The 21,065-nt window shown below is 33.3% G+C and carries 23 protein-coding genes; 15 read left to right on the forward strand and 8 right to left on the reverse strand.

Going from position 1 to position 21,065, the window contains the following annotated elements; translation table 11 throughout:
- Nucleotides 1–8 precede the first annotated feature (8 nt).
- The 3 genes from mfnA to MMJJ_RS04740 form a co-directional block, all read right to left on the reverse strand.
- Nucleotides 9–1,163, reverse strand: coding sequence for a tyrosine decarboxylase MfnA (mfnA, locus tag MMJJ_RS04730; RefSeq protein WP_104837899.1), 1,155 nt, complete (start codon nucleotides 1,161–1,163; stop codon nucleotides 9–11).
- A gap of 144 nt (nucleotides 1,164–1,307) precedes the next feature.
- Nucleotides 1,308–2,153 (reverse strand): fumarate hydratase, encoded by an 846-nt coding sequence (locus MMJJ_RS04735; protein WP_104837900.1) that lies wholly within the window; start codon nucleotides 2,151–2,153, stop codon nucleotides 1,308–1,310.
- A 15-nt stretch (nucleotides 2,154–2,168) separates the two neighbouring features.
- Nucleotides 2,169–2,825 (reverse strand): histidinol phosphate phosphatase domain-containing protein, encoded by a 657-nt coding sequence (locus tag MMJJ_RS04740; RefSeq protein WP_104837901.1) that lies wholly within the window; start codon nucleotides 2,823–2,825, stop codon nucleotides 2,169–2,171.
- A gap of 77 nt (nucleotides 2,826–2,902) precedes the next feature.
- Between MMJJ_RS04740 and MMJJ_RS04745 the strand changes: the two genes are divergently transcribed.
- From MMJJ_RS04745 to MMJJ_RS04765, 5 genes are all read left to right on the forward strand, one after another.
- A complete protein-coding gene (locus MMJJ_RS04745) occupies nucleotides 2,903–3,472 on the forward strand; it encodes a cyclase family protein (RefSeq protein WP_104837902.1) in 570 nt (189 codons plus the stop codon).
- A gap of 305 nt (nucleotides 3,473–3,777) precedes the next feature.
- Nucleotides 3,778–4,842, forward strand: coding sequence for a 5,10-methenyltetrahydromethanopterin hydrogenase (gene hmd, locus MMJJ_RS04750; RefSeq protein ID WP_104837903.1), 1,065 nt, complete (start codon nucleotides 3,778–3,780; stop codon nucleotides 4,840–4,842).
- A gap of 59 nt (nucleotides 4,843–4,901) precedes the next feature.
- Nucleotides 4,902–5,927: a 5,10-methenyltetrahydromethanopterin hydrogenase cofactor biosynthesis protein HmdB gene (hmdB, locus tag MMJJ_RS04755; protein WP_104837904.1), complete on the forward strand. Its 1,026-nt coding sequence runs from the start codon at nucleotides 4,902–4,904 to the stop codon at nucleotides 5,925–5,927.
- A 28-nt stretch (nucleotides 5,928–5,955) separates the two neighbouring features.
- A complete protein-coding gene (gene hmdC / locus MMJJ_RS04760; RefSeq protein WP_104837905.1) occupies nucleotides 5,956–7,488 on the forward strand; it encodes a 5,10-methenyltetrahydromethanopterin hydrogenase cofactor biosynthesis protein HmdC in 1,533 nt (510 codons plus the stop codon).
- A gap of 40 nt (nucleotides 7,489–7,528) precedes the next feature.
- Complete coding sequence (locus MMJJ_RS04765) at nucleotides 7,529–8,203, forward strand: metal-dependent hydrolase (protein ID WP_104837906.1); 675 nt, start codon at nucleotides 7,529–7,531, stop codon at nucleotides 8,201–8,203.
- A gap of 18 nt (nucleotides 8,204–8,221) precedes the next feature.
- Here the strand turns inward: MMJJ_RS04765 and purT are convergent, their stop codons facing one another.
- Entirely contained in the window at nucleotides 8,222–9,388 is a 1,167-nt protein-coding gene (purT, locus tag MMJJ_RS04770; RefSeq protein WP_104837907.1) for a formate-dependent phosphoribosylglycinamide formyltransferase, read from the reverse strand.
- Between the two features lie 180 nt (nucleotides 9,389–9,568).
- Between purT and MMJJ_RS04775 the strand changes: the two genes are divergently transcribed.
- Genes MMJJ_RS04775 through cofC form a run of 6 tightly spaced genes read left to right on the forward strand, consistent with a single transcriptional unit; the run spans nucleotide 9,569 to nucleotide 13,251 of the window.
- Nucleotides 9,569–10,480 carry a DNA-binding protein gene (locus MMJJ_RS04775; protein ID WP_104837908.1) on the forward strand — a complete coding sequence of 304 codons (912 nt, stop codon included), beginning with the start codon at nucleotides 9,569–9,571 and terminating at the stop codon, nucleotides 10,478–10,480.
- 3 nt (nucleotides 10,481–10,483) lie between these two features.
- Nucleotides 10,484–10,801: a nucleic acid-binding protein gene (locus MMJJ_RS04780; protein WP_104837909.1), complete on the forward strand. Its 318-nt coding sequence runs from the start codon at nucleotides 10,484–10,486 to the stop codon at nucleotides 10,799–10,801.
- A gap of 12 nt (nucleotides 10,802–10,813) precedes the next feature.
- Nucleotides 10,814–11,200 carry an OB-fold nucleic acid binding domain-containing protein gene (locus tag MMJJ_RS04785; protein WP_104837910.1) on the forward strand — a complete coding sequence of 129 codons (387 nt, stop codon included), beginning with the start codon at nucleotides 10,814–10,816 and terminating at the stop codon, nucleotides 11,198–11,200.
- On the forward strand, nucleotides 11,181–11,906 hold the full coding sequence (locus MMJJ_RS04790; protein ID WP_104837911.1) for a biotin--[acetyl-CoA-carboxylase] ligase: 726 nt from the start codon (nucleotides 11,181–11,183) through the stop codon (nucleotides 11,904–11,906). The genes MMJJ_RS04785 and MMJJ_RS04790 overlap by 20 nt, the downstream gene beginning before the upstream one ends.
- A 12-nt stretch (nucleotides 11,907–11,918) precedes the next feature.
- Nucleotides 11,919–12,536, forward strand: a complete 618-nt coding sequence (locus MMJJ_RS04795; RefSeq protein WP_104837912.1) for an MBL fold metallo-hydrolase — start codon at nucleotides 11,919–11,921, stop codon at nucleotides 12,534–12,536.
- A gap of 46 nt (nucleotides 12,537–12,582) precedes the next feature.
- Nucleotides 12,583–13,251, forward strand: a complete 669-nt coding sequence (gene cofC / locus MMJJ_RS04800; protein ID WP_104837913.1) for a 2-phospho-L-lactate guanylyltransferase — start codon at nucleotides 12,583–12,585, stop codon at nucleotides 13,249–13,251.
- Between the two features lie 23 nt (nucleotides 13,252–13,274).
- Here cofC and argC read toward each other — a convergent pair whose 3' ends face one another.
- Nucleotides 13,275–14,306 (reverse strand): N-acetyl-gamma-glutamyl-phosphate reductase, encoded by a 1,032-nt coding sequence (argC, locus tag MMJJ_RS04805; RefSeq protein ID WP_104837914.1) that lies wholly within the window; start codon nucleotides 14,304–14,306, stop codon nucleotides 13,275–13,277.
- Nucleotides 14,307–14,439: 133 nt separating this feature from the next.
- Nucleotides 14,440–14,961, reverse strand: coding sequence for a nitroreductase family protein (locus tag MMJJ_RS04810; protein ID WP_104837915.1), 522 nt, complete (start codon nucleotides 14,959–14,961; stop codon nucleotides 14,440–14,442).
- A 168-nt stretch (nucleotides 14,962–15,129) separates the two neighbouring features.
- Here MMJJ_RS04810 and MMJJ_RS04815 point away from each other — a divergent pair, with 168 nt between their 5' ends.
- From MMJJ_RS04815 to MMJJ_RS04830, 4 genes are read left to right on the forward strand one after another with little or no spacing between them, the layout of a single operon-like run.
- Nucleotides 15,130–15,786 (forward strand): sugar phosphate isomerase/epimerase family protein, encoded by a 657-nt coding sequence (locus tag MMJJ_RS04815; protein ID WP_104837916.1) that lies wholly within the window; start codon nucleotides 15,130–15,132, stop codon nucleotides 15,784–15,786.
- Nucleotides 15,787–15,819: 33 nt separating this feature from the next.
- On the forward strand, nucleotides 15,820–16,629 hold the full coding sequence (locus MMJJ_RS04820) for a hypothetical protein (RefSeq protein WP_104837917.1): 810 nt from the start codon (nucleotides 15,820–15,822) through the stop codon (nucleotides 16,627–16,629).
- A gap of 8 nt (nucleotides 16,630–16,637) precedes the next feature.
- Nucleotides 16,638–17,918, forward strand: coding sequence for an alkaline phosphatase family protein (locus tag MMJJ_RS04825; RefSeq protein WP_104838587.1), 1,281 nt, complete (start codon nucleotides 16,638–16,640; stop codon nucleotides 17,916–17,918).
- Nucleotides 17,919–17,925: 7 nt separating this feature from the next.
- Nucleotides 17,926–18,465 (forward strand): zinc dependent phospholipase C family protein, encoded by a 540-nt coding sequence (locus MMJJ_RS04830; protein ID WP_104837918.1) that lies wholly within the window; start codon nucleotides 17,926–17,928, stop codon nucleotides 18,463–18,465.
- Between the two features lie 3 nt (nucleotides 18,466–18,468).
- Here the strand turns inward: MMJJ_RS04830 and MMJJ_RS04835 are convergent, their stop codons facing one another.
- Both MMJJ_RS04835 and MMJJ_RS04840 read right to left on the reverse strand, forming a co-directional pair.
- The gene (locus tag MMJJ_RS04835) at nucleotides 18,469–19,437 is read right to left on the reverse strand and encodes an ABC transporter ATP-binding protein (RefSeq protein WP_104837919.1); all 969 of its coding nucleotides are present in this window, start codon (nucleotides 19,435–19,437) and stop codon (nucleotides 18,469–18,471) included.
- A complete protein-coding gene (locus MMJJ_RS04840; RefSeq protein WP_104837920.1) occupies nucleotides 19,428–21,065 on the reverse strand; it encodes an ABC transporter permease in 1,638 nt (545 codons plus the stop codon). Before MMJJ_RS04840 ends, MMJJ_RS04835 begins: the two co-directional genes overlap by 10 nt.

Raw genomic sequence — 21,065 nt, forward strand, 5'->3', positions numbered from 1 at the left:
TTTAATTCTTAATATTTTTTTGTATTTGAAAGGCTTTCTAAAAATCCGTCGATATGTTCAATTTCAAGATGCGGCATTACAACAATCCTTAAAGCATCTACACACCTGCAAACTGAAACGTACCAGTTCTCTTCTCGCAGTTTCATACATGTTTCATGTTTATTTTCATCTTTTAGTGCAACAATATTCATTACCGGATCAATTGCAGTTTCAAACCCATATTCTCTCGCTTTTTTCACTAAATGCGTTGTTTTTTCCATTGATTCGTTTACAAGGGTTTCATATCCATCTATTCCAAGTAATTTCATAATTCCCCAAGTTGACGCAACACCTACGCCAGAACGAGTTCCAATTATCGTTGCCTGCTGTTTTTCAGTTAAATACGGAGCATCCACATCCAGATATTTTTTAAAAGTATTATCCCTAAACAAAATTCCTCCGGCAGAAATTGGAGCAAGCCCCATCTTGTGAGGGTCTATCGTAATAGAAGAAACTCCGTTTAGTGAAAAATCAAAATCGTAATTATATCCATCTAATTTGTATTTATCGTCTAAAAATGGAATTACAAAACCACCAAATGCAGCATCCACGTGAAGCAAAATATCATTTTCAACCGCGATTTTTGATAATTCGCAGATATTATCAATTGATCCAAGTTCTGTACATCCTGCAATCCCTACAATTCCAGATACTTCGTTTTTAGAATCTTCGATATAATCTCGAATAAATTTTACATCCATTGTAAAATATTTCGTTAAAGGAGGCCGTACAACATTTAAATCCATCATATCTTTTGCTTTGTCAAAAGAAAAGTGTGCAGTTTCAGGAATTATGATATTTTGAGGTTTACCCTTAGATTTTGAGATATTTTTAAATGCCCTCATTGCCGTAAGGTTTGCTTCAGTTCCCCCTGAAATAATGTAACCAAAAACATTATTATTGTGCAAAATACCGCCAATCATTGAAACTACTTCTTTTTCTAACTTTGAAGTACCTTTAAATAATCCAGGATCTCCCAAATTTGTTTCAAAAAACATTTCTGAAATTTTTCGTGCCATTGGGTGTGGTTTTGTGCACATTGAGCCTAAAATGTAGCCTTCTTCGTATTTTAAATCCTGATTCCTGTATTCTCGTAATTCGTTTAAAATATCCTGCTCATCCATTGGTAATCTACCGGTAAGATTTTTTTAATTTCTTTGAGTTAATTGTTTATAAAATCGCTGCACTTTTTAAAAAACCTTTGTATCAGATCGTTGATTATTTAAAAAAAGAGATTTTTTTGTAATGATATAATTTTTTACAAACTTTTATAATTTTATTTTTCTTTTCGCTTTTCTATCAGCCCAGCACTGGATACATATTCCAACAGGAAGAGATGCAGTATGGCATCCATTTACCTCGATAAATACATCTAAAGCAGTTATCTTACCGCCGAGTCCCATTGCACCAATTCCAAGCTGATTTATACTATCCAACAGCTCTTTTTCCAGATTTTCAATTGTTTTTTCAGGATTTCTGTTTCCAATATCTCTTAAAAGAGCTTTTTTAGCAAGTTTCAATGAAATGTCTGCAGTTCCACCTATTCCTATACCCAATACTATTGGAGGACACGGTTTACCGCCCGCATTTACAACTGTTTCAAGGATAAATTTTTTTATTCCCTTTAAACCTTCAGAAGGAGTCAGCATCTTTAAAGCACTCATGTTTTCGCTTCCTGCCCCTTTTGGAAACACAGATATTTCGATTTCATTGTTCAAACTTTCGCTAAATTCAAAATTTATAAAAGGTGCACCCATTCCGGTATTCGTGCCTAAATTTTCCCGAGTAATTGGGTTTACAACGTTTGGCCTCAATGGAACTTCTGCGGTTGCCCGTTTTACGCCTTTTTCAATCTCTTTAATTATTTCAATTATTTTTTCACTTGATATTCCTTTTCCAATTTTTAAAAAAATAACCGGAACTCCCGTATCCTGACAGAGGGGGATTTGTTTAGTTTCCGCAATTTTATTGTTTAATTCGATTGCTTGGAGCGTATCCTTACATGCACCACACTCTACTTCTTCAGCGTGTTTTAATTTAGACTTAACGTCGTCTGGAAGATAAATTGAGGCTTCTTTAAATAATTCAACAACAATTTCTGAAATATTGCTCATAAAAACACCGGTAAATTATATCCTTTTTAAAATTTCTAAGGGATTTGTTTTTAATGAATTTTCAAGTTCTCTAAATGACATTCCTGCACCAAGTCCCACTTTTCTTGCAAATTCGTAAGTTATAAGATCACTTGGAGCGTGTGTATCAGTATTTATCACCATTGGAATTTTTAATTCCCTTGCAACAGATACCACGTGGCCGTTTGTAAGTGAGTGGCCTTTTCTGGAGGTTATCTCAAAAAATATGTTATTTTCAAGAGCATTTTGTGCAGTTTCAATATCAATTAGTCCAGGGTGTGCTAAAATATCAACATCTTCTGAAATTGATGCATAATAATTTGTTTTTTCAGCCACAGGCTCAACTGGAGTTTCCCCGTGAACTACAACAATTTCTGCACCCCCATCTTTACATTTTTTAGCCATTTTTGGAATTGATTTTGGGGGAATATGCGTTAATTCAACGCCCACAACAATCTCAATATCATCCATGTAGTTTGATAATTCTTGTTTTGCTAAAGTATTTTTTTCGATTAATTCCTTGTAATTACTTGCATCTGCATGATCCGTTATCCCTACTGCCCTATGTTCCAATACAGACGCCCTTCGTATGAGTTCTGAAGGAATAAGTTCTCCATCACTAAATACCGTGTGAGTGTGAAAGTCGTACCTCAAATTATCACCAAAGCCCAAATTTATAATGTATCCAATTATAACTAATATTAAATAAATAATTTCTATGTGGAGAAAATATGGTGGAAGAAAGAATAATAAACTTGTCTCATGAAATTAAGAATTTTGTATATCCCAATGACCCGGAATTTAGCGTGAAAACTAAAAAAAATGGCAAATACTCGGTTTCAGAAATAAAAATGGGCGTTCATACCGGAACACACATTGATTACCCGATGCATGTTGGACTTACAAATGAAAAATTTGAAAATGTTTTTGGAAACGGCTACTGTATTTCATTTAAAAATATGAATGATTTTTTTAAAAATGCACCTAAAAATTTAGAAATCCTGCTCATAAACACAGGTTTTTCAAAATACTGGGGAGATACAACATATTTTGAAAAAGAGTGCGACATTGAAAACCACGTTGAAAAACTAATTTCTATGAATTTAAAAGCTGTTGGAATAGACTGCTACTCCATTGGAAACTTTTCAATCCATGAAAAACTTTTATCTTCAAAAATTAAAATAATTGAAAATATGAAAAACCTTGAAATTTTGGAAAACAAAACTTTCAGATTCATTGGATTCCCGCTAAATATTGAAAAAATTGATGGATCTCCAATTAATGCAGTTGCATTTCTCTAAAAATACTTTTTTTAATTTATTTTTCAATTTTTCAAAAATTATTATATTGATATTTGATTTTTTAATAGCAATATTTATTTTGCATAGTACATCATAGTATTTATTGCTAAAAAAATAATTTTTATGTATGTATAAAATATTAATAACAAATACGTTAATGTGAAACACATGAAAAATTTTATTAATATATTTATATTTAACTCATTAGATTAAATAATCTAATGACTAATATTTATATAGGTATTAGCACTTAATAGCTTTTATATTACCTAGATTAATCTATAGTAAATACTGAGGTGTAAGATATGAAAGTGGCAATATTAGGTGCAGGATGTTACAGAACACACGCGGCATCTGGAATTACAAACTTTTCAAGAGCTTCGCAAGTTGCAAAAGAAGCAGGAATCCCAGAAATTGCAATGACCCACTCAACAATCACAATGGGTGCAGAATTATTACACTTAATCCCAGAAATTACAGAAGTTGTTGTTTCAGACCCTTGCTTTGCTGAAGAGCCAGGAATTGTAGTACTCGACCAGTTCGACTACAAAGCAGTTATGGAAGCACACTTAGCAGGAGATGCAGAAAAAGTAATGCCTGAAATCAGAGAAGCTGTAAAGGCTAAAGCTAAAGAAACACCTAAACCACCTAAAGGATGTATCCACTTCGTACACCCTGAAACAGTAGGTTTAAAAGTAACTGCAAGCGATGTTGAAGCAGTTAAAGATGCTGACATTGTAATTACATGGTTACCAAAAGGTGGCAGCCAGCCAGCAATAATTGAAAAATTCGCAGGCGAAATTAAAAAAGGTGCAATTGTAACACACGCTTGTACAATTCCAACACCAAAATTCGCAAAAATCTTCAAAGACTTAGGAAGAGACGACTTAAACATTATTGCATACCACCCAGGAGCAGTTCCTGAAATGAAAGGACAAGCATTCCTTTCAGAAGGTTTAGCTGATGCAGAAAAAGTAGAAGAATTCTACTGTATGGCAAAAACTGCAAGAGGAGAAGCATTCAAAATGCCTGCAAACTTAATCAGCCCCGTATGTGACATGGGTTCAGCAGTTACTGCACCAGTTTACGCTGCTATCTTAGCTTACAGAGACGCAGTAACCCAGATCTTAGGTGCTCCTGCAGACTTCGCTCAAATGATGGCTGATGAGGCAATCTCACAGATTTTAGATTTAATGAGAAACGAAGGCATTAAAAACATGGAAGACAAATTAAATCCTAAAGCATTAACCGGTACTGCAGACAGCATGTGCTTTGGTCCTTTAGCAGATATTCTTCCTGCATCATTAAAAGTTCTTGAAAAACACGCAAACGAAAACAAATGCGAATGCGGCTGTTCAATAAAACCTTAAGTATTACTAAAACCTATTTCTTTTTTAATTTTCAGCGTAATTTACAATCCGGTGGTTTAATGATATTTTCAAAAATAAGAGGCAATTTTAAGGACCTCAAAGATGGAAAAATAGATGTAAAACAGGGCATAATTACAAAATCGGATGCAATTGAATTATTTAATATTAAGAACTGGAAAGACTATTTAGAACTTTTTTCAATAGCCTCTGAAGTTAGAGACGTTTTTAAAACCGAAATTGAAATCACATCAACAGTTCACATAACTAATATCTGTTCCGTAACCCCAAAATGCAAATATTGCGGTTTTGCAGCAGGAACAAGTTCAGAAGGTTATGTAAAACCATTTAGATCTGATGACGACCAGATAAAATCGTCTTCGGTTGCAATTGAAAATTCAGGAATTAAAAGAGTCAGCTGTTCCTCAGGACACGGCTATAATGGAAAAGAAGTAATAAGGGCCCTAAAAGCAGTTAAATCAGTATCCAATTTAGAAGTTTTAGTAAATGCAGGAGCAGACTTAACTGAAGAATGTATTTTAGAACTTAAGAAATATAACATAGATACAATATGCTGTAATCTTGAAACTACGAATAAAACCGTGTTTAAAAGTGTAAAACCAGGCGAAAATTTAGAAGATAGAATAAATGTTTGTAAAATGGTTAAAAAACACGGGGTAGAACTATCTTCCGGTCTTTTGATAGGTATTGGGGAAACTTACGAAGATAGGGTTGAACACCTCTTCTTTTTAAAAGAACTGGATGTTGAAGAAATTCCAATAATGGGTTTTAATCCATACAAAGAAACACCAATGGAAACCTGTCCGAAATGTTCTGCAATTGAACAGGCAAAAACTATCGCTATTGTAAGGCTCCTGTTTCCAGATATCAGAATTACCTCACCAACCCCCACAATGGGTCCAGAATTAGCCCAATTCGCACTTTTAGGGGGTGCAAGTAACATTGCCACAGTAATTCCTGACAACCACCCGATGAACATTAAAGGAGTAGGGAATCCAAAAACCGGGAACCTCAACGACGTTATATGCATGATAAAAGAACTTGGATTAACCCCAAAACTAAATTAACTGCCATATCTGCAAATAAGGTGAAATTATGAAAGAACTCATAAAAAATTCATTAAACGATTTAGATTCTGCAATGGAACTTCGTGAACTTGTTATTAATAAAATTAACAATCAAAAATTGACAGAATCGGATATTATCGAAATTGTAGATACTGTTGATGATTTGAGTTTTGAAGAAACACAAAAATTGGGAAGCATTTTTCGAAGATTCCCATTAGGTTGCGATTTATTAGAAATTGGGGTTGGACCCTGCTCTTCATCGTTAACACTTCCACAATTTATCGAGAACTGTGTTTTTACAGACCATGTGGGTTTTCCAATACACCTTTGCGGATATGCTCTTGCAGATATTGCAGAAAAAGAAGGAATGAGTCCAATCGCAGTTATGAATGAAGTTTATAATAACGTTGAAGTTCCACTAGACCTCGACCATTTTGGAAGATTTGGCCCAATGAGATTTCCAAAAGAAATATCCCACTGTATGGGCGATTGCTACTACAACGGCCCGCCATACAAAGGTTGTCCTAGAGACAGAATTCACAAAAGACTCATTACAAAAGAAAGAGAGTATTCTAATGAGTTTGGAGACTGGATAAAAAAATCAGCAACGGTCTGCGTAAACGTTGTTGAGGAACAAGGTGGGGGAGACCACGGTGCAGATATTTCGGAAATGGAAGATGTTGCAAAAGCCGCTCAAAAATTTGGCAGAGGGGTTGAAGGAATATTCCACATAGGGGACGGTTACGAAGATTTGATAACTGGACTAAAAGCCTGCAACGATTTGGATGTTGACGTACTTGTAATTGAAGGAGGTCCTTTTAACAGGTCCAAAGACAGACTTAAAGATTTTGCAAAATCTGTCGCTGTTTCAAGAATCCTTGTTAAAGGAGGAGTTGTTGCAACAAACGGCGCGTATGAAGATGAATGCAGAGTTGGACTTAGAAGCGGATTAAACGTAATACTATCAGGATTTAGTGGTAACCACCACGGATATATGTGTGGATACAATATTAAAGAAGCACGACGGAATAATTTTGGACTTCCAAGAGTTTTAAAAATAATGAAGGAAGAAGCTGAAAAAATTAACATCTGCATTGCAAACAGGGAACTTTTAAAAGTGCTTGCAAGAAGCAGCAGATTTTTAAACCATAAAGAAAATCATCTTGTATATCCTTCAATGATTGGAGATTACTTCATAGGTGATGCCCACTGGGTTTCAATTACTAACAGCAAAATGTACAATGCGCCATACTTTGGAAAAACGCTTGATTCTCTTGAAGAAGAGTTAAATTGCGATAAAGTCGGCGTTCTTGGTGGAAGATATATCTCATGGGGTATTGCAAATGCGCTTAAACCTGAAGAACTATATGTAAGCGATGTTGACCCATGGGTTGAACATGCAACCGTCAAAATCTTAAATGATAATGGAATAAATGCATATGCTTGCAATGGAACCGATAAAAAGGCTCTTGAAAGTGCGGATAAAACAGTCATTACTACAATGATTCCCGAAATCGTTTTAAGAATAAAAAATAAATTTGATGCTGTATCATTACTTTAAACCTGCCAAAAAGAGGCAGGCGCTTCTTTTGGTGGTTAAAATGAACTGGAAAGGACATATTACTCTTGGAATATTAATGGGGCTCCCATTTATTTCTTCCCCTGAACAGATTTTTTTATTAGTTGCAGGAGCACTCTATCCTGACTTAGATCACGACGTAAAATCAGAAATAGTTCAGAGAGGGCTTTATATATCGGGGGGCCTTATTTTGGTTTCTATTTTGGCATACCTATTTCGACCAGAATACTTCAATACTGGTTTTTTTATAGCTGCTATTTTAAGCGGTGTGATTTATATTACGCCATATTATGCCGAACACAGAGGGATTACGCATACTTTTTTAAGTTTAGGCGTTATGTCAATTATTTTAGGTTATTTAACGTTTAAATTATCGATAATTTCCCCAATAATGGCTTCACTGATCGCTTTAATAATGGTTACAAACAATAAGCTTCTCGGGAAAAGTGTCGCAATTTCGGTTTTTGCATGGGTTTTGTACAATATGATTTCAACGTCTTTTACGACATTTCAGGGGTTGGAATTTTACATAATTCCAATCGCTATTGGTTATTTGTCACATCTCGTCGGTGATTGCATGACTCCGATGGGGTGCAGAACACTTTATCCATTAAATTATACATTTCATAAAAAAGAAGGTTATTTTGCAATAGCAATCTGGGTACTTTTAGTGTTTTACGTTATAAAACTCGCATAACAACTGAAAATAAAAAAATTATTTAATTTTTACAAGGTGCGCTACTTTTTCTGCATTTTCTCTTGCTTTTATTACCTCATCGGACACTGCAAGGGCGACACCCATTCTACGTCCAACTTTTGCAATAGGTTTTCCAAATAATCTTATTTTTGCATCTTTTACTTTTGAAGCTTCGTGAATTTCATATTCTGGAGCCCATTTGAGAATTTCTGACTTTATAACGTGGCTTGCACCTGGAGAAACTATATCAACGTTTACTGGAAGCCCCAAAATTGCCCTTGTGTGAATTTCAAACTCACTCATCTTTTGGGTTACCATTGTAACCATTCCTGTATCATGAGGTCTTGGAGATACTTCACTAAATATAACTTCGTCATCTAAAACGAAGAGCTCTACTCCGAAAATACCATATCCGCCGAGTTCATCAGTTATTTTCTTTGCCATTGCTTGAGCTTTTGCTTTTGTTGGTGCGCACATTGGATGGGGCTGCCAACTTTCGTGATAATCCCCATCAACCTGAATATGGCCTATCGGCTCACAAAACCGGGTTCCTTCTGCAGTTCTTGCAGTTAAAAGCGTAATTTCATAGTCAAACTTAATAAATTCTTCAACAATTACTTTTGTTCCGATTCCCCTTGCAGCGCTTTTTGCATAGTTCCAAGCTGTTTCGATATCACTTTCGGATTTAATCGTGCTCTGCCCTTTCCCAGATGATGACATTATTGGTTTTATGATACATGGAATTCCAATTCTTGTTACTGCTTCTTTTAATTCGTCTAAATTTTCTGCAAATTCGTATTTTGCGGTTCTTAATCCTAATTTTTCAAATGCAAGTCTCCTGATTCCTTCCCTATCCATTGTAAGTTTTGTCGCATTTGCAGTTGGAACCACGTGGTATCCTTCGCTTTCCATTTCTTTTAGAGTATCTGTGTTTATTGCTTCAATTTCAGGAACTATTAAGTCAGGCTTTTCTTTTTCGATTACTGCCCTTAAGGCTCCAGCATCCTTCATATCAATTACGTGGAATCTATGTGCTACCTGCATTGCTGGCGCGTTTTCATAAGAATCAACTGCAATACATTCTACACCAAACCTTTGCGCTTCTATAATTACTTCTTTCCCGAGTTCCCCGCTTCCGAGAAGTAAAATTTTCTTAGCATTTGAAAAAAGAGGAGTACCAACCATTGTTTCACCATGCGTGTTAATAAGGTTATTTTACAGTTTATAGATAAAAAATATAAATAAATTTTGTTATAATATATAATAAGTTTAATCGTGGCTTATTTTAAATTTTAACATTGATTGATTGTTTTGAAATAAAATTAAAACTTACAAATATAATTTTGAAAGTAATTGGTGAAGTAAATGCTCCAAAAAGACCCCTGTCTTGATGATATACTGGAAAATTCTGAAAAATTGGAAAATACTCCTGAAAATAAAAAAAACATTAAAGATATAGATACGATAAAATTAAGCGATATAATCGAAAAAATGATCGAAATAAACTCGATCGTTAGAATTGAAAAGATTTTTGAAGAGAAAATTGTATCCAATAATCCTGTTGTAAACGTTGTTGTAAATGACGGATTTGCCAGAGGGCTTTTATCGTTATGGTCTGAACAGATCGATCTTTTAAACGGTTTAAACGAAGGAGATGCAATATTAATTGAAAATGCACATGCTCCAAAAAAATATAAGGATAGAATTCATTTAGCACTCTCGAAATCAGGTAAAATCTCAAAAATTGAGTCGGATTTGCCGGCAATTGGTGAACTTTTAAAAAAATCCAATGCTCAGCGGAATGATTTCTCAAGAAAATCTATTTCTGAATTAAAAGAAGGAATGGGTGCAGAATTAAGGGGTTTAATCGTTGCAATCCATTCAAAAGAACCATATTTTCCAGTTTGTGATAAATGCAACAAGAAAATGACCTTGAAAAAGGATTATGCAGTCTGTAAGTGCGGAAATAAAGTCGATGAAGAAGATAAAAATTTAAAATGGCTGTTTTTATGCACTTGCACCCTTGATGACGGTTTTGGAACCATTCGAGTTACGCTAAATAACAATACAAATTATCTCGACTTTGAAGAGCTCAAAAAAATTATTATCGATGATGAAGAAATATTAGACGTTTTAAACAATAAATTACTTGGATTGGACATATTAACTTCAGGTTTTACAATATATGATGAATATTTAAAAGATACGGCTTTTAGGTGCAATAATTGGAACAAAATAGATATAATGGAAGAATTTAACAAGAATTTAAAGGGATAAATCATGTATAACCTTCACAAAATTGGAGATATCGGACAGTCGTTAGTTGAAAGTAAAATTGCGATAATTGGAACGGTTATTGGACTTGAAAATGATGAAAATTACGATAAATTAGAAATTGAAGATGCTTCTGGAAAAATAATTATCTCCAAAGATAAATCTGCTAAATTATCTACGGGTTCAAGGATTTTAGCATTTGGAACTTTAAAAATCACTCCAAAAGGGCTAATTATATTTTCAGAAGCCATTGTAGATATTAGCGAGTCCTCTCCGAAATTACTTGGAAAATTTATAGAAAAAATAAAAAATTACGAGATTTAACGGTGTAAATTCATGAGAATTCCTGCAAAAAAGATACCGATAAATGAAATAACCTCTGGAAAATTCGTTGAAACGGAAGGCCAGTGGGAATCAAATTATATTGTAACTAAAACTTCAAAACAAGTTTCAAGAGTTGCATTATACGGCATAATCGTTTCAAAATATTCCAATACTGCAAAAGAATTTTGTTCTATAACAGTTGAAGATTTAACGGGCGACATTAGAGTTTCTGGATTTAAAGGAATGGCCAAAAAGCTTGAAACTTTCAAAAAAGGAGATGTCGTGCTGGTTGTTGGAAGGCTTAGAAAAGATTTAAAGGAAAATATTTATGTATTTCCTGAAATCGTTAGAGAAGTTGAAGCTGACGAATTTTTCTTAAATGTATTTGAAAATTACTAGAGTGGTTGTATTGGATTTTGAAATAATTTCTCACAAAAATATCGATTCTACAAATACTTACGCATATAATCTTGGAAAATTGGGCAAAAAAAACAAAATAGTGGTTTCAGAAACTCAAAATCGCGGAAAAGGTAGATTGGATAGGTCATGGTTTTCTAAAAAAGGTGGACTTTATTTTTCAGTTTTAATTGGTATCGAAGATATTGGAAAACTTGAAAAAATAAATTTTTTAGGGTCACTTTGTGTTATAGAAACACTAAAAACTTTTTCAGATGAAAAATTTGAGATAAAATGGCCAAACGATGTTTTATTTGGAAATAAAAAGATATGCGGAATATTAACAGAACTACATGTGAGCAAAGGTTATTTAGTACTTGGAATAGGGTTAAATATCAATAATGAAATTGATCCTGAACTTAAAAACATTGCTACCTCATTAAAAGAAATTGAAAACGTCGAATTTAACGTTGATTTAATTTTAAAGAAATTTGTTGATATATTTGCTAAAAATCTAAAAATTGACGATGAATTACTTCTTGAAAGTTACAAAAAATACTCAAAAACTTTGTTTAATGATGTAAAATTAATAATGCATGAAAAAACAGCTACTGGAAAAGTTGTTGATATTTCTTACGATGGAATTCATATCGATACTGGAAAAATTGTTGAAGTCTTTAACGTTGGAGACTGCATTCATTTGAGATAAAGAGGTGATAATTTGATTTATAAATTGAATGGAAGAGGTTACGACTCGAATTCATATTTAATAGTCGATAAAAAAGTTATTTTGATAGATCCTGGAACTCCAGGAACTTTTGAATTTTTGAAAAAAGATATTTTAAAATACACTGATAAAATTGATTACATTATTAACACACACTGCCATTTTGACCATGCTGGAAGCGATTATCTATTTCAGAACGAATTTAATGCCCCTGTTTTAATCCATGAACTAGAGTTACCCCACCTTGCAGAAGATAGCAATGTTACAGTAAGTAAACTCTTTGGAATGGATCTGGTTCCACCAAAAGAAATTTTTACAATAAAAGAAGCTGATTCTGACTTAAAAGAAATTGGAATTGAGATAATACATACCCCAGGACACACTGCTGGTGGAATAAGCATAATATACAAAGATTCACTAATTACTGGAGACACCCTGTTTTCATACGGCGTTGGAAGATCCGATTTACCAACGGGAAGCCTAATCGAGTTACGAGAATCGATAAATTCACTTGAAAAAATAGCTTATAAAAAAGGAATTTTAAAAATATATCCTGGCCATGGAGAAGCTGGCGATTTAAGCGCATTTTCAAATGCAATGTTATTTATATAATTTAAACACCCAAAACTAATCATTATTTAAAACGTTGTGGTAAAAGATGTTAGCTGCACTAATACCCGTATCCCCCCTATCAAACGTAAAATCAAGATTAAAAGATTTTTTAAGTTCTGGTGAACGAATAGAGCTCATAAAAAACATTCTATTGGATACTTACGAAACCGTGAAAGAATGTGCCGATGCCTGCTACGTTGTAAGTAAGGATGAAGAAATTTTAGAATTTTCAAAAAATCTTGGAATAATTCCCATTAGGGAAGATAGCAATGTTAAAGGATTAAACGAAGCTATAAACTTTTCTTTAAATTTTATAAAAGAGGATTCTATTTTGATAACCCCTGCAGATGTTCCGCTTTTAAAAGAAGTAAATTTAAAAGCAATTATTAGCAAATCCGTTAAAAATTCAATAGTAATCTGCCCATCAAGGGGCGGAGGTACGAATTTACTTTTATTAAATCCGAAAAACTGCATGAAAACACAGTTTGAAGGATTCAGTTTTTTAAAACATATTGAAAAAGCCGAAAAAAACGATTTAAAAGTTATAAAATGCCATTCCTTCTATACTTCAATAGATGTAAACACTGTTGAAGACTTAGGAGAAATCTACATTCACGGAACTGATACGAAAACATATGCCTATTTAAAAAGCCTCGGTGTAGATGTGCTTCCAAAACACTCGTCTGCCGGAAGATTTAATGTAATAAGAAAATAAATAAAATATTTTTAAAAATTAAGTTAAGGCTTAAGCCCGCCAACGCCTAAACCCTCTTTTTCATCGAATCCCATGATAATATTCATATTTTGGATTGCCTGACCGCTTGCCCCTTTTACAAGATTGTCTATTGCTGAAACTACAACAATTCTGCCATACTGATCAATTTCAAATCCGCCAATATCGCAGAAGTTGGTTCCTCGAACTCCAGTTAAAGAAGGCATTCCCTCTTCAAATATTCTTATGAAAAATTCGCCTTTGTAGAACTCTTCATAGATTTCGATAACATCTACTCGGCTTACATCTTCTTTAAGGAATGAATGCGCAGTTGTCAATATCCCCCTTGTAACTGGCAGAAGGTGGGGAGTAAATGAAACTTTTAAATTTTTGTTTGCAAGGTATTGAAGCTCTTTTCCAATTTCTGGACTGTGCCTGTGTTTCGTTATTTTGTATGGTCCGATATTTTCATTTACATTTGCAAAATGAGTAGTTTGACTTGCTTCAACACCTGCACCACTTACTCCGGATTTTGAATCAAAAATTATCCTGTCTTCAACGAGATCATTTGCAACCAGCGGCGCCATTGAAAGAATTGCACCTGTTGGGTAACATCCAGGATTTGCAATTGTTTTTGACTTTTTTATTTTTTCCCGGTGGAGTTCTGGAAGACCATAAACTGCAGAATCTATTTTTCCGGAGTGTTTCAATCCATACCATGATTCATACATATCAATATCTTCAAATCTGTAATCCCCACTTAAATCGATTACATTTATTCCTTTTTCGTGTAGTGTTGGGACAATTGCCATTGATGCACCGTGAGGTGTTGCACAGAACACAATATCAGTATCGATGTCTTCTGGAGCAATATTTTGGAATTTTAAATCGTTATAATTACATAAATTTCTTACCTGGGGGTGAAAATCAGTGAGCTTTTTTCCAGCCTCTTTTCTTGACGTTACATTCACAACTTCGACTTCGTCGTGGTTTGAAAGGAGTCTTAGAAGTTCTGAGCCCGTATACCCCGTTCCGCCTATTATCGAAACTGTTTTCATTAAAACCACCTTTTAGAATAATGCGAAAATTTTGCTGTATAAATTAAAACTTGATGGGATAAAAAAGTAATGATTATCTTTAAAATAACCACCCCCATAAGTTTAAAAATTTAAAAGTTTTAAAAAAAGATTTTTAAAGATATCCTGTTGGCCATTTTTCATAATGTATTCTTTCTCTATCAAATTTTTCTACCGGAACCGGCTTTTCTGCAGGATTTCCTAATGCTACAACTGAAAAAGGAACTACATTTTCTGGCGCATGCAGAACTTTTCTCATTTTTTCGACTCGTTCATCTACAGGATAAAATCCAAGCCATACTGCACCAATTCCCCGATCTTGAGCTTCTATTAATATATTTTCAGTTGCAGCAGCACAGTCCTGAACCCAGAACTGCCCGCATGATCCATTTACGCGATCCATGTTACCGCATACAACTATTGAAACTGGTGCTTCGTTTAACATCCTTGCGTGCCTGTTTATTTTAGAAATTCCCGAAAGTGTGTTTTTATCACGAATTACTACAAAATCCCATGGCCTCTGGTCGCATGCACTTGGTGCTGCCATTGCTGCTTTTAAAAGATCATCGACTATTTCTTCTGAAACGTCTTCAGAAGTGTAGTGTCGGATACTCCTTCTTTCAAATATTGCATTCATATATTCCCCCTCTTTTTCGTTTAAATGTTATGTAACCCCCAAATTTGGTTTCCACATATAAAATATCAATCTTTCAAAAACATATATTTTACTGCTAACCCATATCTATTAGATATTCTAATGACAATTTTATATATCTTGATTGGTATAGTCTGTATCGGTGCTTTTATGATAGGAACTTGCATGCGATTTTCAAACCCAGAAAAAGGACTGGAATATACGGATTGGGGCCTTCATTTTTGTTCAAACATTGATGAAAACTTCAAAAAAGGACTTAATGGATTTCATGCACCTATCGTAGATATCGGAACTCCGAATAATAAAAAAGGACTTGAAACACTTAAAAATATAGTTAATAAGCTTGATAATGCAGATTATTTAACTATTCATCTTCATAACGGGAAAGAACCCGAATACAATACTCTTTTAGAAAATGTTTCGGAATTAAATGAATATTCTAAAGAAAAAAACATTACTTTGTGTATTGAAAATTTAAGAAATGGATTTTCTTCAAAACCTGAGAACATAATAAACGTTGCAGAAGAAACGGGGTGCAGAATAACTTTTGATATAGGCCACACACCGTATGAAAACAGAATGAACTGTATTGACCTTTTTTCAGATAAAATTTACAATGTGCACACTTACGAAAAAGAATGCGACAAAATCGGGCACGTTGCTCCAAAAGATTTAAAAAACTTAAAACCAGTTTTAGATGGCCTTTTAGATGTCGGCTGCGATTTTTGGCTTATCGAGCTTATGAATGTTGACGAAATCATCAGCACTAAAAACATGTTAAATAAATACCTTGAATTTCATAAATAAAATGACGTATCTTTAAGTTATTTAGGTGTTATTTTGGATATCGAGTTTAAAAAATCATTTAAAGAGTTAACTTTATCTAAAGATTCATTGAAAATTATCGAAGAAAATGGAATTGATTTAAAAAAAATTGCTGTTGGGGAGTTTTCCGGAAGAGACAGCGCTGCAGCAATTATAAAAGCTTTTGAAGACGAAGATATTGACGCTGTTTTGCCAGTTTTAGCATTTACCGGTACGGATTACGGTGAAAAAGAAATTTTCTACCGAAACTGGAATGTAATAGATAAAAAAATAAAAGAAACACATGAAAATAAGTTTTTACTGCCTCTTCATTTTATTTTTGAACCAAAACTCTGGAATGCACTCAATGGACGATTTATTGCATACACAATTCAAAAATATGGATATTACACGCCTTGCATTGGGTGCCATGCATATTTAAGGATGATAAGAATTCCACTTGCAAAACATCTTGGAAAAAAAATAATTAGTGGGGAGAGGATACTCCACGACAAAGATTTTAAAATCGACCAGTTCAAAGAAACTCTTGAAACATACTATAAAATATGCGATGAATTTGACGTAGAACTCCGTCTCCCGGTAAAAGATATTGAAAAAGGGTCAGAAATAAAAGAAATTATTGGTGAGCCGTGGGAACAGGGAAAAAACCAATATTCATGCATGTTTAGTGGAAATTATAGGGATCTGGACGGAAAGGTAATTTTTGAAAGGGAAAAAATTGTAAAAATCTTAAATGAATTTATATATCCTTCATCTATTGAAATATTGAAAAACGGGTATAATAACAACTTTAATTATATTGAAACCGTGAAAAAGTTCCTTTAATGAATACCATGAGAACATTGCTTTTATTATTAGATGGACTTGGAGATAGACCTTCTGAGGTTTTGAAAGATAAAACTCCGCTTGAATATGCAAAAACTCCAAACTTAGATTCTTTTGCGAAAAAAAGCGTCACAGGAATGATGACACCATATAAAAAAGGAGTCCCACTTGGAACGGAGGTTGCCCATTTTCTGCTATGGGGCTACGACCTATCAGAATTTCCTGGAAGGGGGATTATCGAAGCTTTGGGCGAAGATATTAAACTTAAAGATAATTCTATCTATTTAAGGGCCACTTTTGGATATGTAAAAAGAAAAAATGGCTTTTTTGTAAAAGATAGGCGTACTAAAAATATATCAATTGAAGAAATAAAACAGCTTATAAATTCCCTTCCAAAAAAAATTGGAGATTATGAATTTAATCTACACTACTCTTTTGATACACACTGTATTTTAGAAATAAGTTCTTCAAATTACGAAATATCGGATAAAATATCTGATAGTGACCCTTTTTATCGGGAAAGACACGTTTTAAAAGTAAAACCGCTTAAAAATATTTCAGAACGAATAGAAATTGAAAATGCTGTGAAAACTGCCGAAGTATTAAATAAATATCTTCTAAAATGCAGTGAAATCCTTGAAAATCATCCTGTAAATATTACAAGAAAAGAAAATAATTCCCAACTTGCAAATTTCCTGCTTACAAAGTGGGCTGGAAGATATAGGGAAATAGATTCTTTCCATGATAAATGGGGCATGAATGCTGCAATTATTGCAAAAAGCAGCGTTTTTAAAGGTTTATCAAAATTGCTGAAAATGGATTATTATCCCGAAGGCGATTTTCAAAAAGCATTTTTAAAAGGAATTGAATTAAAAAATTATGATTTTGTGCATATCCACACCAAAGAGCCTGATGAAGCAGGACATACAAAAAATCCGATTAATAAAGTCGAAGTTATCGAAAAAATAGATAAATGCCTTCAAAAAATAAATGAATTAAATGATGAACTGATTATTATTACTGCCGATCATTCTACGCCATCTGTTGGAACATTAATACACTCTGGAGAAGACGTTCCGCTTGCAATATTTAAAAATGGCATTATGAGGGATCGTGTTGAATATTTTAACGAAAAAGAGTGTTCAAAAGGCCAGTTAAATATTAAATCGAAAGATTTGATGAATTTAATACTAAACGATACAAACAAAACAAGACCTTACACTACAAGAATTGGAAATAAACTTTTAAATTATATTCCAGAAAATAATTCCATTGAACATTTGAAATAGGTAAAATATGCCCAATTTATACGCACATCTTGTTTTATCAAAAATATTTCTTGAAAAAGAACTTTTAAACGTAAATGAGAATTTAGACATGAATAATTTTTATTTTGGATCTTGTGTTCCAGATATTGGCTATTTTTCAGGTATTGAACGAAAAATTACTCATTTTTATGAATCCGATCCGGAAGATTTATTTGAAAATAGAACTTTTTTTGAAAAATCATTTTTAAAAGGTTATACACTTCACATACACTTGGATAATATCTGGAAATACGAAATAAGACTTAAAAATAATATATCAATTGAAAAAAATGCCGAAATCTACAATTATTTTGATAGCTTTTTGGAAAATAGATTTGATATAAAAATAAACTCTTTTAAAAGTTATATTTTTAAAGGAAACTGTGACTTTTTAAAAAAATTAAATATAGAAGAAGATACCTGTAAAAATTGGAAAAAAACCGCATTTTACACAGTTTCTGATTTTCAGTTCAATGAAAAATATCAAAAAATAATTGACAGTTATCTAAAAATTTTAAAAATAAATTAATAATTAAATTGAAATTATACTGTTTTTATCAAATTCAAACAAAATTTCAGTCCCGATTTTAAAGTCTACCGGTTTATTCGTCTGAATGGTAAATAATGAGTCACCACATTTTATAATGTATCTTACGACACTTCCCAAAAATTCATAATCCACTAATTTTCCATTGAAATTGCCCTTACCGAGTTCTATTGATTCAGGCCTTACGAAATACTTTTTATCGCCGGATTCAATATCCAATTTATTTAATATTGATGAAGGGAGTTCATTGATAATTCCAATAAATTTTGCAACGAACTCGGTTTTTGGGTTAGAATAAATAGAATAAGGGTCTCCAAACTGTTCTATTTTTCCTTTATTCATTACAGCGACTTTATCTGATATGGCCAGCGCTTCTTCTTGGTCGTGTGTTACATAAATCGTTGGAATTTCAAAATTTCTCTGCAGTTCTTTAAGCTCTTTTCTCATTTTTATTCTTAATTTTGCATCCAAATTACTTAAAGGCTCGTCTAAAAGCATTGCCTTTGGTTCTATCACTATTGCCCTTGCAATTGCAACCCTCTGCTGCATTCCACCGCTTAATTCACTAATTGGGTACTTTTCATATCCGCCAAGGTTGACGAGATCTATTGAATTTTTTACCTTTTCAGAAATATCCGATTTACTAAATTTTTTTAACCTCAAACCATAGGCAATATTTTCAAAAACGTTTAAATGGGGAAATAATGCGTAATTTTGAAATACTAATCCAATATTTCGTTTGTTTGGCGGAATATTCGTTATATCCTCACCATTTAAAAAAATTTTTCCCGCATCAGGCTTTTCAAATCCTGCAATAATCCTGAGACAAGTCGTTTTCCCACAACCGCTGGAACCAACAAGTGACACAAGTTCTTCGCCGCATTCAAAATCAGTATCTGTTAAAACCCCATGTTCTTCGAAGTTTTTTGAAATGTTTTCGAGTCTTAAATCCATTTTTTATCCCCTTTCAATCGTAATATTCCCAATATCCCGATTATCGACAAAATAACCATGAACATCGAGTAGCATGCCCCAACACCAAGCTGCCTGTTTATCGTTGATTCAAATACCATTGCAGATAGTACTTTTGTATTTGCCGTCATTAAAAATATTATCGAACCCAGCGACTTGATAGTTGCAATAAATGTATATATCATGCTGAATATTATTGCAGGCTCCAGTAATGGTAGTACGACTTTGTAAAATGTTTTTAATCGGCTTGCACCAAGATTAAGAGAGGCTTCTTCGACAGACTCTTCAATCTGGGAAAGTACCGAATTTCCAGTTTTAAATGAGAACGGGAGTTTTCGAACCATGCAGTTTAAAATTATGATTGAAGACGTCCCAGTAAGCAGCAAAGGGTAATTATTAAATGCTAAAAGGTATCCTAAACCCATAAATGTTCCAGGTATTGCAAATGGAAGTGTTATCACTAAATCCATCAGTTTTCGACCAAAAAATTTTCCCCGATATATAATATAGGAATAAGCGACTCCTAAAAAAGCCACCAAAATGCTTGACGACAGAGCATAAAATAGCGTGTTTTTTATTGCAAGCTGTCCTGCACTTATCGCTTCAAAAAAATAATCTAAAGTCAAAGCGTAGTTGTGGCCAAAACTTTTCGTAAAAGAAGCTACAAAAACCGCAAAAAACAAAAGATATGCAAGTATTGAGAAAAATATGGCAGGAAATCCAAGAATTATTTTTTGTATATTACTTAGTGAATATTTTGTTAGTTTAGATTTTTTGAGCTCGTAACCCTTATGATATTTTGAATAAAGATAAAATAAGGCCATAGATGGGAACAGAAGGATTACACTAAGTGTTGATGCCATTTGGGTGTTATACCTTCCAATTATTTCAAAATACGATGCCGTCGCAAGCGTGTTGAAATTTCCACCAACGATTATGGGGGTTCCAAAATCAGCCATAGACTGCATGAATATCAAAAGACCTGCACTCAATATTCCGGGAATTAATAGTGGTAGTGTTACTTTTTTAAAAACCTGAAATTCATTTGAACCTAAATTCCTTGCAGCATCCTCAAATTCTCCAGAAATCCCAAGAAGTACTGCCGAAATTATAAAAAATGCAGTTGTCGTGTAATCGATAGACTGCATTATTACAACACTTTTCCAACCGTATATATTTGGTTCAAGCCCTAATAAGCCGTAAGTAACTGCCCCGTGCCTTCCAAACAGGAATACGTAAGCAAGCGATGAAATAAACCCGGGGGTAATTATGGGTAGAAAAACTGCAATTTTGAAAAAATTTTTAAATTTAAAATCGGTTTTAAAAATGATAATTGAAAAAATAAAACCTAAAAATATCGAAATTATCGTTGAAAAGCACGCTACAACAATACTGTTTTTTAAAATGCCAAAATAGTACGAATCTGAAATAAATTTAGAATATGCATCAAGCGTAAAACCGTTTGAACCGTAAAATGATTGTAAAAATACTGTAAATACAGGATACATTATGAATATCAATAAAAAAACGTTTGCAAGGATATAAAAACCATTTTCAAGGATTTTTGGATAAATTTTTGTTAATGTCTCTTTATTAAATACTTCTTTCAT

Source organism: Methanococcus maripaludis (assembly GCF_002945325.1).
Lineage (GTDB): Archaea > AGJL01 > Methanococci > Methanococcales > Methanococcaceae > Methanococcus > Methanococcus maripaludis.

Coding starts and splice junctions, on each gene's coding strand:
- mfnA (WP_104837899.1), bottom strand. CDS start 1,163: ATGGATGAGCAGGATATTTTAAACGAATTACGAGAATACAGGAATCAG.
- MMJJ_RS04735 (WP_104837900.1), bottom strand. CDS start 2,153: ATGAGCAATATTTCAGAAATTGTTGTTGAATTATTTAAAGAAGCCTCA.
- MMJJ_RS04745 (WP_104837902.1), top strand. CDS start 2,903: ATGGTGGAAGAAAGAATAATAAACTTGTCTCATGAAATTAAGAATTTT.
- hmd (WP_104837903.1), top strand. CDS start 3,778: ATGAAAGTGGCAATATTAGGTGCAGGATGTTACAGAACACACGCGGCA.
- hmdB (WP_104837904.1), top strand. CDS start 4,902: ATGATATTTTCAAAAATAAGAGGCAATTTTAAGGACCTCAAAGATGGA.
- hmdC (WP_104837905.1), top strand. CDS start 5,956: ATGAAAGAACTCATAAAAAATTCATTAAACGATTTAGATTCTGCAATG.
- MMJJ_RS04765 (WP_104837906.1), top strand. CDS start 7,529: ATGAACTGGAAAGGACATATTACTCTTGGAATATTAATGGGGCTCCCA.
- purT (WP_104837907.1), bottom strand. CDS start 9,388: ATGGTTGGTACTCCTCTTTTTTCAAATGCTAAGAAAATTTTACTTCTC.
- MMJJ_RS04775 (WP_104837908.1), top strand. CDS start 9,569: ATGCTCCAAAAAGACCCCTGTCTTGATGATATACTGGAAAATTCTGAA.
- MMJJ_RS04780 (WP_104837909.1), top strand. CDS start 10,484: ATGTATAACCTTCACAAAATTGGAGATATCGGACAGTCGTTAGTTGAA.
- MMJJ_RS04785 (WP_104837910.1), top strand. CDS start 10,814: ATGAGAATTCCTGCAAAAAAGATACCGATAAATGAAATAACCTCTGGA.
- MMJJ_RS04790 (WP_104837911.1), top strand. CDS start 11,181: ATGTATTTGAAAATTACTAGAGTGGTTGTATTGGATTTTGAAATAATT.
- cofC (WP_104837913.1), top strand. CDS start 12,583: ATGTTAGCTGCACTAATACCCGTATCCCCCCTATCAAACGTAAAATCA.
- argC (WP_104837914.1), bottom strand. CDS start 14,306: ATGAAAACAGTTTCGATAATAGGCGGAACGGGGTATACGGGCTCAGAA.
- MMJJ_RS04810 (WP_104837915.1), bottom strand. CDS start 14,961: ATGAATGCAATATTTGAAAGAAGGAGTATCCGACACTACACTTCTGAA.
- MMJJ_RS04815 (WP_104837916.1), top strand. CDS start 15,130: ATGATAGGAACTTGCATGCGATTTTCAAACCCAGAAAAAGGACTGGAA.
- MMJJ_RS04825 (WP_104838587.1), top strand. CDS start 16,638: ATGAGAACATTGCTTTTATTATTAGATGGACTTGGAGATAGACCTTCT.
- MMJJ_RS04830 (WP_104837918.1), top strand. CDS start 17,926: ATGCCCAATTTATACGCACATCTTGTTTTATCAAAAATATTTCTTGAA.
- MMJJ_RS04835 (WP_104837919.1), bottom strand. CDS start 19,437: ATGGATTTAAGACTCGAAAACATTTCAAAAAACTTCGAAGAACATGGG.
- MMJJ_RS04840 (WP_104837920.1), bottom strand. CDS start 21,065: ATGAAAGAAGTATTTAATAAAGAGACATTAACAAAAATTTATCCAAAA.